We start from the raw sequence: 14975 nt of genomic DNA on the forward strand, positions 1-14975 counted from the left end.
TTCCACACGTACCCATCCCGAACACGACCGTTAAGCCCTCTAGCGCCGATGGTACTTGGACCGCAGGGTCCTGGGAGAGTAGGACGCCGCCAAGCGAACTCTTTCATCTTACATAGAAAACAGATTTTGTATGTTGACGTCGTACGATGAATTGCATTTGCACTGCAGATGCTTAGTATTCCCTGATAGCTCAGTTGGTAGAGCACTCGACTGTTAATCGAGTTGTCACAGGTTCGAGCCCTGTTCGGGGAGCCATTAAGGCCCGTTGGTCAAGGGGTTAAGACACCTCCCTTTCACGGAGGTAACAGGGGTTCGAATCCCCTACGGGTCATATTTACATGGAGGCTTAGCTCAGCTGGGAGAGCATCTGCCTTACAAGCAGAGGGTCGGGGGTTCGATCCCCTCAGCCTCCACCATATAGATTTCTGAATAACGACGCGGGGTGGAGCAGCCCGGTAGCTCGTCGGGCTCATAACCCGAAGGCCGCAGGTTCAAATCCTGCCCCCGCAATTATACTTTCTTTCAAGAAAGTGATCTGGAACCGTGGTGTAGTTGGCCTAACATGCCTGCCTGTCACGCAGGAGATCGCGGGTTCGAATCCCGTCGGTTCCGCCATTTTTATATTTATTAATACCGTATGCGGAAGTGGCTCAGCGGTAGAGCATCGCCTTGCCAAGGCGAGGGTCGCGGGTTCGATTCCCGTCTTCCGCTCCAATATTTGCGCCCTTAGCTCAGCTGGATAGAGCGTTTGACTACGAATCAAAAGGCCGGGAGTTCGAATCTCTCAGGGCGCGCCATTATAACTTCATACGCCGGCGTGGCGGAATGGCAGACGCGCTCGACTCAAAATCGAGTGGGAAACCGTGGAGGTTCGAGTCCTCTCGCCGGTATATATAACGGGATGTAGCTCAGCTTGGTAGAGCACCTGGTTTGGGACCAGGGGGTCGCATGTTCAAATCGTGTCATCCCGATCTCAAAAAATACGGATTATCTATTTATAGATAGTCCGTATTTTTATTTTTCTTTAAAAGTTAATTCTATTTTATGCAATCACAACCTCTTAATTCATGGCAACCTTTAATAAGGTATAAATAATATAGATCTCATCCTGTTTAAGCTCAAGCGCAAAGTATTGCTGGTGCCTTAGGTTAATTTTGCATAAACCCCAGTTCTTTCGGTCACAATAGGTTTAAAAAGTGATAGAAGGGGTTCATGTGAACACGTTTAACTTCAAAAAGCAATTTAAGAGACGCTGGCGTCGATGGAAAAGAACAGTGTGGATGACTGCAGCTTTGGTTGCCGTAGCTATACTGGCTTACAGTGGTTTGCCGATTTCTTCTGCGATTGAGCGTTTATTAACGACCAATTTCAGTGAGGCTGTATCTGTAATGGGACCTGCTGCGAGTGAACAAAGGTCAGAGCAAGAAATTCAGACGTTGATGGAACAACTCGGGTCTGATCCGGACCGTTTAACGAGTGTTGTATTGGAGACGCAATATATCTGTGGGGTAGAAACGGAACAATTAGGTAAGATGGCGATTCCTCAATTGAAGATGCTGCTCGTTCAACATCCGGATTGGGATGCTCAGGTTGAATCGGCAGAAGTGTTACGTATTAAGCAACATGTGGATGATCTTTCTCCATTATGTAAAGAGCAGGCGTATATTAGCATAGATGCTGTGGGTAATCTCAATCTTTATGAAGGACGGCCCACAGAAGATAAAGTCATCCGTACTTTTTTTCAATTGGACGTAGGCACGTTAGAGACATCATTGCCTGAAGGTGTGTTGGAGCAGTTGCAGCAGGGTATTCGTATTCAGGACAAGGATGAGTACGACAGTGTAATCTCTACGTTCAGCGATTATGCGGTGGATGAGGCCAATAAAGAAATCCGTAATGGCGGATAAAAGAACAGGCTGATCTGCATCGAATGTATTTGTTTACATCCAGTAGAGGAGAAGTTTCTGGCCGAAGGACATTCGCAGGTTATACAATATACGAAGAGAAATGAAGGACATCGAAAGATGTCCTTTTTGTCGTCGTTCCATGACCGATACACCTGAATATAGGAGATAAAGATTGTAGGTTATTCACGAATTGAGGCGAGTATATGGAAGGACAAAGTTTTTCCTGCCGTAGGGTCTATCTTTTGTTATAATGAAATGAACGATACATATGTTCGCTTTTGTAAGGGAGAGATGGATTTGCGTTTTTTGGGAATTGACCCGGGGATTGCGATTGTCGGTTTTGGTTTTGTGGATAAAATCGGCAGTAAGGTAACACCTGTACAGTATGGCTGTATTCAGACAGAAGCTCATACCCCTGAAGAGGAACGGCTGCTTCATGTATATGAGGGCATGGTACAGCTGATTGATAAATATAAACCAGACGCGGTAGCACTGGAGAAACTTTTTTTCAATCGTAACGTCACAACAGCGATGTCTGTAAGTCAGGCTAGAGGTGTTATGGTACTGGCTGCTGCCCAGAAGGGACTGCCTATTGCCGAATATACGCCGATGCAAATTAAGCAGGCGATTGTTGGATACGGAAAAGCAGAGAAGCGGCAAGTGCAGGAAATGGTCAAAATGTTTTTGCGTTTGCAGGTGATTCCGAAGCCTGATGACGTAGCAGATGCTTTGGCTGTAGCAGTGTGTCACGCACACTCATATACATTAAATTCCAAGTTGAATGAGGTATTGCGAAAATGATTGATTTCCTAAGAGGACAGTTCGTACATCTGGAGAATGAATATATTGTGCTTGATGTACATGGCGTTGGTTATCGTGTATTCTGTCCGAATCCTTTTGCATTTGCGAAGCAAGAAGGCGAAATTATGGTGTATACCCATCACCACGTACGTGAAGATGCGATGTTTCTGTTTGGTTTTGCGACTCGTGAGGAACAGAAGTTATTTCGCAAGCTGATCGAGGTATCAGGTATTGGACCCAAAGTTGCTCTGGGTATACTTGCTGGTGGTACGCCGGACCATGTCGTGACTGCAATTTATCAAGAGAATCTGACGTTCCTGACCAAACTGCCGGGGATTGGTAAGAAAACAGCGCAGCGTATGATACTGGACCTTAAGGACAAATTGGATGGTTTCGGTGCTGCTACGTATGCAACAGGTTTGTTTGCCCCTCCTTCGGAAGAAGCAGGAAGCGGCTCGGCCTGGGATGAGGCTCGTGAAGGTCTTAAGGCGCTGGGTTATACCGACAGTGAACTGGATAAAGTATGGCTCAAACTGAAGAAAGATGTTACTTCGGCCGATTCTGTTGATGTGTTGATGAAACGGGCACTGCAAATGCTGTTTACGGGATAATTAATTTTGCCTCTATAATAGAGCAGTAAGCCGCATAAAAAAGGTAGGGATGAACATGGATGACCGGATTATTTCCGCGAACCTGATGATGGAGGATCAAGCTGTGGAGCTTAGCCTTCGTCCCCGGTATTTGAATGAATATATCGGGCAGAACCAGGTTAAGGAGAATTTGAAAATATACATTGAAGCCGCCAAGATGCGCAATGAGGCGCTCGATCATGTGTTGTTATATGGCCCGCCTGGACTGGGTAAAACAACACTTGCCAATATCATTGCCAATGAATTGGGTGTTAACTTGCGCACAACATCGGGACCGGCGATTGAACGCCCAGGTGATCTGGCTGCATTGCTTACAAACCTGCAAGAAGGGGATGTCCTGTTTATTGACGAGATTCATCGCCTTCATCGAACGGTAGAAGAAGTGATGTATCCTGCCATGGAAGACTTCGCGTTGGATATCATGATCGGAAAAGGGCCAAGTGCCCGCTCCGTACGTCTTGATCTGCCATCCTTTACGCTGATTGGTGCTACAACCCGTGCAGGCTTGCTGTCTGCGCCTCTCAGAGACCGGTTTGGTGTTATCAGTCGGCTGGAGTTCTACACGGTGGATGAGCTGGCCTACATCGTCTCACGGGCCTCAGAGATTCTAGGGGTGGAGATTGTTGGTAATGCCGCCGAAGAGATCGCATTGCGCTCCCGTGGGACACCGAGGATTGCCAATCGACTGCTAAAAAGAGTGCGTGACTTTGCCCAAGTACGGGGTGATGGTATCATCACACAGGCTCTGGCGGAAGAAGCGCTGCAACGTCTTCAGATTGATCCGCGTGGTCTGGACGAGATCGATCATAAAATGCTCAAATCAATGATTAACAGTTTCCGGGGAGGCCCTGTGGGTCTGGATACGATTGCCGCTACGATTGGTGAGGAGAGTCAGACCATTGAGGATGTCTACGAGCCTTATCTATTGCAGATTGGCATGCTTCAACGCACACCGAGGGGCAGAATTGTAACGGACCTGGCCTATCATCATCTGGGTTTGCCAGTTCCACCGAGAGACGCCAAATAATTGTGACTATATATCAATGAGATTCATCTTAATATACAACTTGGGACAAACATGGAGAGGAGACTGATCGTGAAAGCAATACAAACAAGGAAGTGGAGTCGGCGTTTGAAGGTGTTGGCCGCAGCTCTGTTGACGGTAGGATGCCTGCAAGTGCCTGTTTATGCCGCTGAAGGTGATGGGCAGATGATCCGGGTAGCCATGTTTGCGAACCTGGGAAGTACGTATAAATCGACTACACCACTGATTACGCTTGAGTCGAGTGGAAAATGGAATGTCGGTTCGGAAAGCGGAGCAAGTATAACTCTTCCAGCAGGACAAATCCGTTTCAGTGCGGATGGATTCCGCGTCAAAGTGTTGGAAACAGGGGATTTCAAAACGGCAGCAGCAGCCGCAAAATTGTTGCAGGCCACTAGTGATAAACCCTTGTTGTTTACAACGTCTCTGAATGGTAAAGCGACCTATCAACTCTACACCGGAAACTATGCAACAGAGGCGTTGGCTGGACAAGCGGTAGCACGTGTACAAAAAGTGGCTGCAGCCCAACTAGGTGGACAAAAACCAGCGGTGACGGGCAGCAAGCGTCTGTCTGCAGGAGTCTACAGCTCACTTCCAGAGGCAGAAGCGGCACAAGCATCCCTTTCATCGGCAGGAGTTAGTTCTTATACGGCGCTTCAACTGGATGGAGGGAGTCAAGGGTATGCTGTATGGGTGGGAGAAGCCTCATCAGATACTGATCTGTCTGCATTCAAAAAAAGTGTGGAAGCCAGTGTTCCAGGAGTAAACCTGTCTCCGGTAAACAGTAATAGTGCTGCGCTTATCATCCGCCAGGATGCCGGGTTAAGCACAGATACACTTAAAACAGCTCCGCATTACACTATTGCCGGCAGTGAGGCCAAGGCGTTTGTGCAAGGAGACGGTAGTGGAATCAAAGTGGTGGAACGTTCCGGACGGACATATCGCGGTGACATGGAAATTAGCATTGTAAGCGGCGATTTGGCTTTGGTTAATGTAGTTCCACTGGAGCAATATTTATACTCTGTTGTTGGTGCAGAAGTGTATTCATCCTGGCCAGCCGAAGCGCTGAAAGTACAGGCTGTCGCTGCACGCTCTTATGCGCTTCAACAGGGAGATCGTTTTAAAATTGCTAACGTTGTGGATACCACGCTCAGTCAGGCATACAACGGAATGGGTTCAGAGAATGATAAAGTCTCCAGCGCGGTTGATGCTACTTCTGGAGAAGTCATCAAGAGCGGTGGTAAAATCGTAGAAGCTGTGTTCTCTTCCAATGCAGGGGGACAGACTGCTCACCCATCCGAGGTATGGAATGGGGGCGAGGGTGTGTTCAGTAATGTGGATAGCCCTGGAGATACATCGGCTCAAGCTGGATTACAGACATGGTATCATGTGCTGTTAAGTACAGGAGTCAGCGGATATATCCGCGAGGATAATGTAAAAGATTTAACGACCAAAACGGATGCGGGTTTAGCCAAAGTGACGGTTACTGCCCAAAATACCAATGTGCGTCCCGTTCCGTTAATTCAATCCAATGTTGATCCGGTAGCGAAAATGAATCCAGGCAACGAGGCTGTTGTTCTGGCCAAAGTGCCGCAGTCCAACGATTATGCTTGGGTAAGAGGGCCATTCACGTCAGCCCAGTTGGTTAAAACCCTGCAGGGTAAAACGACTTCTACTGTTCCATCTTCGATCTCAACGCTCGAAGTGACCAAGCGTGGGCCATCAGGAAGGGCACTTGAAGTTACAGCCAACGGCCAGCCCATGACGGTAAAATATGCAGATACATACCGCTCTGCTTTAGGTGGATTACCGAGTACTTTATTTGATATTGCAGGGACCGGAAGTTATACTGTATTAGGCGCTGACGGCAAAACAGCAAGCAAAACCGGCTCACAGGGTGCTGCTGTACTATCTGCCTCGGGCACAGGAACTTCATCCGGTAATGCTCTTGTGGTTATGAGTGGTGATGGTCAAGCTCGAGCTGTAACTCAGGGCCAAAGCTTCATGATCATCGGTCAGGGTAATGGGCACGGATTAGGTTTGTCCCAATGGGGTGCCAAAGGCATGGCTGATGAAGGGTATGATTACCAGGCAATATTGAAACACTATTATCAAAATGCGACTATTGTTAAGGAATGAATCTAATATGAATGTGAACTTATATGATTTTGAATTGCCGGAGCAATTAATTGCACAGACGCCACTGCTTGACCGCACGGCGTCCCGGTTGCTTACCTTAAATAAGGAAAGCGGTGAGGTTAACCATCACACGTTTCCTGATATTATCGACTTCCTTCAGCCTGGAGATACACTGGTGTTGAATGATACACGTGTTCTTCCAGCGCGTTTGTTCGGAACCAAAGAGGACACGGGGGCAAAGGCTGAAGTACTTCTGCTCAAAAACGTGGAGGGCGATCGTTGGGAAGCTCTGGTTAAACCAGGCAAGAAGCTGAAAGCCGGTTCGGTCATCGTTTTTAGTGACGAGCTCAGGGCAGTCATTGATGAGGAAGGCGAAATGGGTGCGCGTTTGCTTACGTTCTCATATGATGGAATCTTTCAAGAGATTCTGGATCGTCTGGGAGAAATGCCTCTCCCTCCTTATATCAGAGAGACACTGGATGACCGCGAAAGGTATCAAACGGTATATGCGAAACATGAAGGATCAGCCGCTGCACCGACAGCAGGATTACATTTTACAGATGAATTGCTGAATCGGATTCGGGATAAAGGCGTTAATGTAGCTTTCATCACGCTTCACGTTGGACTCGGAACATTTCGGCCTATGTCAGTTGACAAAGTTGAAGAGCATGTCATGCATGAGGAATACTACTCTTTGTCTCAAGAGACAGCGGATCTAATTAATGAAACGAAAAAACGTGGCAACCGTATATTTGCTGTAGGAACGACAAGTTGTCGTACACTTGAAACGGTAGGAAGCAAGTTTGAAGACGGGCAGTTGCAAGAAAGCAGCGGCTGGACCAAAATCTTTATCTATCCGGGATATACGTTCAAAGTGATCGATGGGATGCTTACGAATTTTCATCTCCCCAAATCCACATTGGTCATGCTGGTCAGTGCGCTTGCGGGTAGAGAACAAATCATGCATGCATATGAGGAAGCAATTAAAGAACAATACCGTTTCTTCAGCTTTGGCGATGCCATGTTGATTTATTAAGATGTGAAGTATTACGATTAATTTTTAGAGGATGATTAAAACCAATGGCAGCAATTACGTATGAACATATCAAAACCTGTAAACAATCCGGAGCTCGTTTGGGACGTGTACATACACCTCACGGTATTATTGAGACACCAACCTTCATGCCTGTAGGAACACAGGCGACGGTGAAGACGATGAGTCCCGAAGAACTGAAAGAGATGGATGCACAGATTATTCTGAGCAATACTTACCATCTGTTCCTGAGACCTGGCCATGAAATTATTCGTCAGGCAGGCGGCCTGCACAAATTCATGAACTGGGATCGCCCGATTTTGACTGACAGTGGTGGGTTCCAAGTGTTTTCTCTGAGTGAGATGCGCAAAATTACGGAGGAAGGGGTTAACTTCCGCTCCCATCTAAACGGAGATAAAAAATTCCTCTCGCCTGAAGTGGCAATGGAAATCCAAAATGCACTGGGCTCCGATATTATGATGGCATTTGATGAGTGTCCGCCTTATCCGGCTGAGTATGAATATGTGAAAAAATCACTTGAAAGAACGAGCCGCTGGGCAGAACGTTGTCTGGAAAGTCATGCTCGTCCGAATGATCAAGGGCTGTTTGCCATCGTACAGGGAGGCATGCATGAAGATCTTCGTCGCCAGAGCGCGGCAGATTTGACTTCCATGGATTTCCCGGGTTATGCTATTGGTGGACTGAGTGTTGGAGAACCGAAACATTTGATGTATGGTGTATTGGATTACACAATTCCTTTGTTGCCGTCCAATAAACCACGCTATTTAATGGGTGTAGGTTCACCTGATGCATTGATTGAGGGATCGATTCGCGGAGTGGACATGTTCGATTGTGTTCTGCCTACCCGAATTGCCCGTAACGGAACAACGATGACCAGCCAAGGACGTCTGGTAGTTCGTAATGCCAAGTTTGCAACTGATTTTGGGCCACTAGACCCTGAATGTGACTGCTATACTTGTCGTAACTATTCAAGAGCCTATTTGCGTCATTTAATCAAAGCGGATGAAACGTTTGGCTTACGTTTGACGACCATCCACAATCTTCATTTCTTGCAGAATTTGATGCGCAATGTGCGTAAAGCCATAATGGAAGATCGTTTGCTTGATTTCCGGGATGAATTTTTCGATCAATATGGTCTTCATGACAATGACAAAGGTTTCTGATCAGGTTTTTGCGGAACCGAAGTAACAAGTATTATCTGTACGTATAGTCGATAAGGGGGAGTTTAAATGTTCCAAGCATTACCAGCTGCATCCGCTAATGCGGGCGGTGGAATTGTATCTCTGATTGTACCTTTGGTACTCATGGTTGCAATTTTTTACTTCTTGATGATTCGTCCACAGAACAAAAAACAGAAGCAACGTAATTCGATGTTAGGTCAATTGAAAAAAGGCGATAAAATTGTTACAATTGGCGGTCTTCACGGAACAATTGCTGAAATCACGGATGATGTGGTTGTATTGCGTGTAAACGATGTTACTAAACTGACATTTGATCGTAATGCGATTAGTAGTGCAGTTGCTCGTGAAACGGCTGAATAAATCATAGATGTTCAAAAAGCCTGTAAGGCTATGAGTACGTTTGCAGCGTATTTTTTACTATCAGAGAACTGGATCTCCATGGAGACCCGGTTCTCTTTTTCTTTTTCTCAAATAACCGTTACACCCCGTCTTCTATGATCTTCGTGTGTTGACTCCAAATATACCGCCTAGTGCAGAAATCAGAAATGCACTTGCAAGCTGCAGACTGTCTTTCCAATTGAATGAGGCATCGAGTGCCAGAAACCCAATCAGCAATACAATAAGTCCGTAGACGATTCCGGTAATACCTCCGTGGTACCATCCTCGCTCACCTGACCTCTTGCCAGATACAAAGCCACCAACCAGCAAGGACAAGCCATGAACAACGTACGTATACAGGGAAAGATCCTGTTCCCGCATTCCGGTCATCCAGAGAAAGAAGGATAGAATCAGTGCGCCTAACATCATCCACACAAAAGCATGACAGAGGCCCGAAAGAATCGGGTTAGACATTCGAAATGAAACCATTCGGCGAATCAACTGCATGAAGCGACCCCCTTGTACAAGTTTGAAATTAATACAGTGTATGGTCAAGCCCTCTGACTTATGAACTGAATTTTCCATTAAATGAACGGATTATATTTGCATGAGCATGTGAGCTTCAGGCCAAAATAGGGATTACGCTTCAGGTACCTGTATAAAATTCAGATCCGAAGGAGGAACCCTGTTGTGAATTTCTCAGATGTCGGAGCACATATCTTTCGAACCATGCTCATGTACTTTATTGTCTATGGCTCAATTCGGATAATGGGTAAACGTGAGATCGGGAAGCTGTCCATGTTTGATCTGGTCGTATCCATCATGCTTGCAGAAATTGCGGCATTTGTCATTGAAGATATCAATAAACCGTTATTCCATGGTATTGTACCGATGCTAACGGTACTAGTAGTGCAGATTGCTATGGCATTTCTCAGTCTCAAAAGCCGCAAGCTTCGGTTAATGATTGATGGCAAGCCGACCGTGTTAATCTCCAAAGGGAAATTACATCGAGATGAAATGCGAAAGCAGCGTTACAATCTGGATGATCTGCTTCTACAGCTTCGCGAACAAAATGTAGACAGCATTGGAGATGTGGAATTTGCCATATTGGAGACCACAGGCAAGCTAACTGTTTTTCCGAAAGGTCAGAGTTCTTCGAGCGGCAACAGCGGCTCATCAGGATCTGGTTCGACAGGATCTAATTCCAAACAAAAAGCGCGAAAAAACAAAATAGAAGGGTTTGAAAATATCAAATATGAAGGGCTGCCATTGCCATTGATCATGGATGGCAAAGTTCAGGATCAAAACCTTGAGCTGATCCAAAAAACCAGATTTTGGCTTAAAAATCAGATTCAGCACAAAGGTATTATGGACTTTAAAGACGTGTTTATCTGTTCCATCGATCATAACGGAAAAATTTATGTAAGTTCCAAAGATGATAAAGATAACTGACGTTTAAGAACGGCGTTTAAACCAGGAACCAATAAAGGGCGCACGGGAAAGATCATGAAAATCAATCATTTTGGTCCAGCCCATAACAATGAAATAGACGATCAGACCAACAAGGGGCGCGAGAAGCATTCTGAGCCAAAATGGAAGCAAGGATGCAGTCTGTTCATAAATGACCAGAGTAGCGGCGCCCATGATGACCATACCAGTGCCTGTTTTGACCCAATCCATCATCTTGAAACGGAACTGTAACAGGCTGCGCACACTTCTTGCATGTAAAAGAGTAACGATCGTTGAATTCACACAAATGGCAATTACCGCTCCAAAAATACCGTATTCCGGCCGGGAGGCGAGTACCAAAATCAACGTAATTTTAATGACAGCACCAATAAATGTATTGAGTAGTGCCTTTCCTGGACGATCAAGTGCCTGAAGAGCCGCTTGAAGAGGAGCTTGAATGTAGATAAACAAAGCAAAAGGAGCCATGAGCTTAAGCATGCTTCCAATCGATGCATCATTATACAGAACAAGACACATCGGTTCGGCAAGCACATACATAAAAACAGAAAATGGAGCACCTGTTACGAGTGCTAGACGCAGAGCCTGATGCATCCGTTTATGTATGAGAGCACGGTCACCTTGCGCCGAGGCCTCAGACAATGAGGGGACAAGTGACGTGGCTAACGAGGAAGTTAAGGCTCCCGGCAGTAGAAGTAGCGGTATAATCATACCTTGTAATGCACCATACTGGGCCGTGGCGAGCCCTTTGGAGATACCTGCAATAGCTAGACTCTGTGCGGTTACAATCGTCTCAGCGAGATAGGAGAGGGAACCAACTAACCGCCCGGCAGTTACAGGTACGGAAATCGCGAGTAAACGACGAAGAAGTCCAGGTTCTGAGCCGGTTGAGTTTTTTGAAATAGCAGGTTTGGGTTCGATTGGAGATTCGAGTACGGGCAGATGTTGATCCATATATTTCTTCTGTCTGGCATAGTTCCACAATAATACGAGCATACCGATGAATTCACCAACAAGTGCTCCCAGCATGGCTCCTGCTGCAGCTTGGGCTATTCCTCGGGGCAAGAGGAGCCAGGAAAACCAGATCACACAGATAATACGAATGACCGTTTCTACGATTGATGAAACAGCCGTAGGCATCATGTTTTGCTTTCCCTGGAAATACCCTCTGTAGACTGCAGATACGGCGATGATGGCAATCATAGGGCTCATGCTGACAAACGTGTGATAGACTCTCTCATCGGTTAGAACATAACGGGTAACCCATGGAGCGAATATGATGCACAAAAACATAAACACAACGCCAAGGGTCAGTGTGAAGCTCAGGCTAATTTGCAGAATCCGTTGGGGTGAATAACGGTTGGCACCTGTATCCGCTTCGGCTACGAGTTTGGCTACGGCCAATGGAATACCGCCAGTGATCAATGTGACGAGTACGATGAAAAAGGGATAGCTCAGTTGGTAGATGCCAACACCTTCTGCACCGATAACTCGTGGCAGTACAATGCGCGGGATGAACCCGAGAATCCGATTAATAATGCCTGCGGCGAGCAGGATCATGGCTCCCTGGATAAAAGTTTGTTTCTTCAAGACTACCCCTCTTTCCCGGTTGGAGTACAGGTATTCATAAACGGGACAAAGCCGTCGTTCTTCATCCTATGCCAGTCCAATATCTTCTCATGACAACTTGGACACGATTAACAAAAAGATCCATCACCAGCAAGAAGGAATATGATTGGGTAAAGTCGAATGATGTAATATTGATGCCGCATAAAGGCTTGGATGTATGAAGGGAGGCTCCCCGTTGGAAGAAATGAATGATGTGGAGTTGGAACAGTCTATAGAGATGCTCTGCCGCAGCAAGGCAGAGGAATTAAGGCTTGTCGGTTACGAATATGTCACCAGCAAAGATGTCTGGAATTGCATCAGTCATAAATATGAAAAGCAGGGCATTCCACCGCTTCACCAACTGGTGAACGACATATTGTCACTGAAAGCAACAAGCTTTATGAACTTTATGACCGTGTCTGCATACCGGGGGTCCTCTTTCTAACGAAAGGGATCTTTTTTGTTGGAAATTGACTGCTTTTTACGGCATCGCTATAATAGGAATATTGAGAACGAAAGGGGATCTAGGAACGGCATGAAAAGAATCGTCAGTTTCATTTTGGTCGTGCTTGTGACCGCAGGAGTAATGTTGGGCACAAGTCCAGGGCTGCTCAAAAATATACGCTTGGGCCTTGATTTAAAAGGAGGCTACGAGATCTTATATGAAGCAGAGCCGCTGGAACAAGGACAACAAGTCACCAAAGCATCTTTGGTGCAAACAGCAAAAAGTCTGGAGAGCCGTGCCAATGCGCTCGGAACAAGCGAGCCGGAAGTAACAACTGAAGGAACGAACCGGATCCGCTTGAAGCTGGCCGGGGTTACCGACGAGGCTGAAGTCAGAGCGAAAATGAAAGAGCCTGCTGTCATGACCTTCCGCAGTAAAGCTGAGAATGACAAAGAAGGCGAATACACTAAAATCGAGCTTCGGGGAAATGAGTTCGTGGAGAATGGTGCCAAAGTGGTATTCAGCCAGTTGAACGCACCGATGATCGATATCCAGGTTAAAGACAAAGCCAAGTTTGCTGAAATCACCAAACGTTTGATTGGACAACCTTTGGCTATCTATCTGGATGATCAGTTGCTTTCAGCACCAGAAGTTAAACAGCAGCTGAGTGACGGCTCTGCGCAAATCACGGGTAACTACTCACGTGAGGAAGCCAATCAGCTTCGCGATACCATTAATTTGGGCGCGTTGCCGTTGAAACTGACAGAGAAGTACTCTCAAAGCGTTGGTGCAACGCTTGGTAAACTATCTCTGGACCAGACGATTAAAGCGGGATTAATTGGTTCCGTAATTATCCTGGTGTTCATGATTGGTCTGTACCGTATTCCGGGGATTATTGCGAGTTTTGCCCTAATTACACATACGTGGTTGGTACTTGCAATCTTCTATATGGGAGAATTCGTGCTTACCCTTCCGGGGATCGCGGCATTTATCCTGGGTATAGGGATGGCCGTGGATGCCAACATCATCACGTACGAGCGGATTAAGGAAGAAATGCGCAGTGGTAAGTCGATATTGTCTTCGGTTAAAGCAGGAGGTAAACATTCCTTCCGTACGATTATTGACTCTAACATTACAACCATCATTGCTGCAGCAGTTATGTTCTTCTTGGGTACAGGTGCGGTTAAAGGTTTCGCACTGGTACTGATTTTTGACATCGTGACCAGCATTATCACGAATATTTTCTTCTCCCGCTTCCTGTTGACCCTGCTTGTGCGGGCTAACGTATTGAAGAAGCCTAAGTATTTCGGAGTGAAGGAGAGTGAAATTCGTGCGCTTTAATTGGAATTTTGATTATATTAAAGGCAGTAAAATTGCCTATACCTTTTCCATCATTTTGACGATTGCAGGTATCATCAGCATTTTGGCCCTGGGATTGAATTATGCGGTAGATTTCCGTGCCGGTTCAAATGTAGATATCACGGTATCCAAGGCGATCACAACCGAACAAATCAATCCTATTGTGAAAGACCTTGGCGTTGACGAAGGTGATGTTCAAATCACAACTGGTGCTGATCGGGTTAACGTTCGTTTCTCGAATGAGTTGGATGAAAACCAGGAAAGTAAGTTCAAGCAAGAATTTACTAAGCTTGATCCAACTGCTTCCTATGAAGTCAACACGGTTGATCCGGAGATGGCTAAAGAGCTTGAACGTAATGCCATATACGCGGTTCTTATCGCAAGTATCGGGATTATGATCTATGTAGCTATCCGATTTGAATGGCGGTTTGGTTTGGCTGCTGTAATTGCGCTCTTCCATGATGCATTTGTAGTTATTAGTGTGTTCTCGATCTTCCGATTGGAAGTGGATCTGACCTTCATTACGGCTGTTCTAACCATTGTCGGATTCTCGATCAATGATACAATCGTTATCTTCGACCGGATTCGTGAGAATATGCGTTTTGCTAAAAAGACTTCGAAAGCCGATTTGCGTGAAGTAGTCAACCGCAGTTTGGCGCAAACGATGACACGTTCCCTGAATACAACATTCACCGTGTTTGTCGCTTCGCTCTGCTTGTTTATTTTTGGTGGAGAATCCATTCGCATGTTCTCACTTGCTATGGTCATCGGAACGTTGTTCGGTGCATATTCTTCGATCTACATCGCCGCTCCTTTGTGGCTGGCGCTCAAAGGTAAACAAACAGAGAAACCTAAAGCAGCTGTCAAAGCATCCAACTAAACATTGTATTGTCAAGCCGCGTCTGCTAGGCGCGGTTTTGCAACTTTAGGTAGAGTATTAAGGG

General features: G+C 46.1%; 14 protein-coding genes, 9 tRNA genes and 1 rRNA gene. 22 read left to right on the top strand and 2 right to left on the bottom strand.

Annotated elements, in window-relative coordinates; translation table 11 throughout:
* From rrf to yajC, 18 genes are all read left to right on the top strand, one after another.
* Positions 1 to 95, top strand: a 5S ribosomal RNA gene (gene rrf, locus CRO25_RS31595); the annotation flags it as partial.
* 84 nt (positions 96 to 179) lie between these two features.
* Positions 180 to 255: transfer RNA gene (locus CRO25_RS31600), tRNA-Asn, on the top strand.
* Positions 256 to 259: 4 nt separating this feature from the next.
* Positions 260 to 331, top strand: a tRNA-Glu gene (locus CRO25_RS31605).
* A gap of 9 nt (positions 332 to 340) precedes the next feature.
* Positions 341 to 416 (top strand) — tRNA-Val (locus CRO25_RS31610).
* Positions 417 to 436: 20 nt separating this feature from the next.
* Positions 437 to 510, top strand: a tRNA-Met gene (locus CRO25_RS31615).
* Positions 511 to 537: 27 nt separating this feature from the next.
* Positions 538 to 615: transfer RNA gene (locus tag CRO25_RS31620), tRNA-Asp, on the top strand.
* A 24-nt stretch (positions 616 to 639) separates the two neighbouring features.
* A tRNA-Gly gene (locus CRO25_RS31625) sits at positions 640 to 714 on the top strand.
* A 6-nt stretch (positions 715 to 720) separates the two neighbouring features.
* A tRNA-Arg gene (locus tag CRO25_RS31630) sits at positions 721 to 797 on the top strand.
* 14 nt (positions 798 to 811) lie between these two features.
* A tRNA-Leu gene (locus tag CRO25_RS31635) sits at positions 812 to 890 on the top strand.
* Positions 891 to 897: 7 nt separating this feature from the next.
* A tRNA-Pro gene (locus CRO25_RS31640) sits at positions 898 to 971 on the top strand.
* A 243-nt stretch (positions 972 to 1214) separates the two neighbouring features.
* Positions 1215 to 1907: a BofC C-terminal domain-containing protein gene (locus CRO25_RS31645; RefSeq protein ID WP_079697659.1), complete on the top strand. Its 693-nt coding sequence runs from the start codon at positions 1215 to 1217 to the stop codon at positions 1905 to 1907.
* 297 nt (positions 1908 to 2204) lie between these two features.
* Entirely contained in the window at positions 2205 to 2708 is a 504-nt protein-coding gene (gene ruvC / locus CRO25_RS31650; protein WP_053779097.1) for a crossover junction endodeoxyribonuclease RuvC, read from the top strand.
* A complete protein-coding gene (gene ruvA, locus CRO25_RS31655) occupies positions 2705 to 3319 on the top strand; it encodes a Holliday junction branch migration protein RuvA (RefSeq protein ID WP_079697660.1) in 615 nt (204 codons plus the stop codon). Before ruvC ends, ruvA begins: the two co-directional genes overlap by 4 nt.
* Positions 3320 to 3374: 55 nt before the next feature.
* Positions 3375 to 4385, top strand: a complete 1011-nt coding sequence (gene ruvB / locus CRO25_RS31660; RefSeq protein ID WP_053779099.1) for a Holliday junction branch migration DNA helicase RuvB — start codon at positions 3375 to 3377, stop codon at positions 4383 to 4385.
* A 51-nt stretch (positions 4386 to 4436) separates the two neighbouring features.
* A complete protein-coding gene (locus CRO25_RS31665) occupies positions 4437 to 6539 on the top strand; it encodes a SpoIID/LytB domain-containing protein (protein WP_079697661.1) in 2103 nt (700 codons plus the stop codon).
* Positions 6540 to 6546: 7 nt separating this feature from the next.
* Positions 6547 to 7575: a tRNA preQ1(34) S-adenosylmethionine ribosyltransferase-isomerase QueA gene (gene queA / locus CRO25_RS31670; RefSeq protein WP_072734773.1), complete on the top strand. Its 1029-nt coding sequence runs from the start codon at positions 6547 to 6549 to the stop codon at positions 7573 to 7575.
* Between the two features lie 44 nt (positions 7576 to 7619).
* Complete coding sequence (tgt, locus tag CRO25_RS31675) at positions 7620 to 8756, top strand: tRNA guanosine(34) transglycosylase Tgt (RefSeq protein ID WP_064635839.1); 1137 nt, start codon at positions 7620 to 7622, stop codon at positions 8754 to 8756.
* Between the two features lie 66 nt (positions 8757 to 8822).
* Positions 8823 to 9134, top strand: a complete 312-nt coding sequence (gene yajC, locus CRO25_RS31680; protein ID WP_079697662.1) for a preprotein translocase subunit YajC — start codon at positions 8823 to 8825, stop codon at positions 9132 to 9134.
* Between the two features lie 132 nt (positions 9135 to 9266).
* Here the strand turns inward: yajC and CRO25_RS31685 are convergent, their stop codons facing one another.
* On the bottom strand, positions 9267 to 9659 hold the full coding sequence (locus CRO25_RS31685; protein WP_053779103.1) for a TIGR04086 family membrane protein: 393 nt from the start codon (positions 9657 to 9659) through the stop codon (positions 9267 to 9269).
* Positions 9660 to 9881: 222 nt separating this feature from the next.
* Here CRO25_RS31685 and CRO25_RS31690 point away from each other — a divergent pair, with 222 nt between their 5' ends.
* Positions 9882 to 10604, top strand: a complete 723-nt coding sequence (locus CRO25_RS31690) for a DUF421 domain-containing protein (protein ID WP_064640704.1) — start codon at positions 9882 to 9884, stop codon at positions 10602 to 10604.
* A 3-nt stretch (positions 10605 to 10607) separates the two neighbouring features.
* On the opposite strand, the gene spoVB is transcribed toward CRO25_RS31690, so the two are convergent.
* Positions 10608 to 12209, bottom strand: a complete 1602-nt coding sequence (gene spoVB, locus CRO25_RS31695) for a stage V sporulation protein B (RefSeq protein ID WP_063567707.1) — start codon at positions 12207 to 12209, stop codon at positions 10608 to 10610.
* A 223-nt stretch (positions 12210 to 12432) separates the two neighbouring features.
* On the opposite strand from spoVB, the gene CRO25_RS31700 reads away from it, so the two are divergent.
* The 3 genes from CRO25_RS31700 (at position 12433) to secF (ending at position 14911) form a co-directional block, all read left to right on the top strand.
* Positions 12433 to 12672 carry a post-transcriptional regulator gene (locus CRO25_RS31700; RefSeq protein ID WP_175383441.1) on the top strand — a complete coding sequence of 80 codons (240 nt, stop codon included), beginning with the start codon at positions 12433 to 12435 and terminating at the stop codon, positions 12670 to 12672.
* Between the two features lie 90 nt (positions 12673 to 12762).
* Positions 12763 to 14013: a protein translocase subunit SecD gene (gene secD, locus CRO25_RS31705; protein WP_079697663.1), complete on the top strand. Its 1251-nt coding sequence runs from the start codon at positions 12763 to 12765 to the stop codon at positions 14011 to 14013.
* Entirely contained in the window at positions 14003 to 14911 is a 909-nt protein-coding gene (gene secF, locus CRO25_RS31710) for a protein translocase subunit SecF (RefSeq protein ID WP_079697664.1), read from the top strand. The genes secD and secF overlap by 11 nt, the downstream gene beginning before the upstream one ends.
* Positions 14912 to 14975 lie beyond the last annotated feature (64 nt).

Source organism: Paenibacillus sp. RU5M (assembly GCF_900221055.1).
Classification (GTDB): domain Bacteria; phylum Bacillota; class Bacilli; order Paenibacillales; family Paenibacillaceae; genus Paenibacillus; species Paenibacillus marchantiae.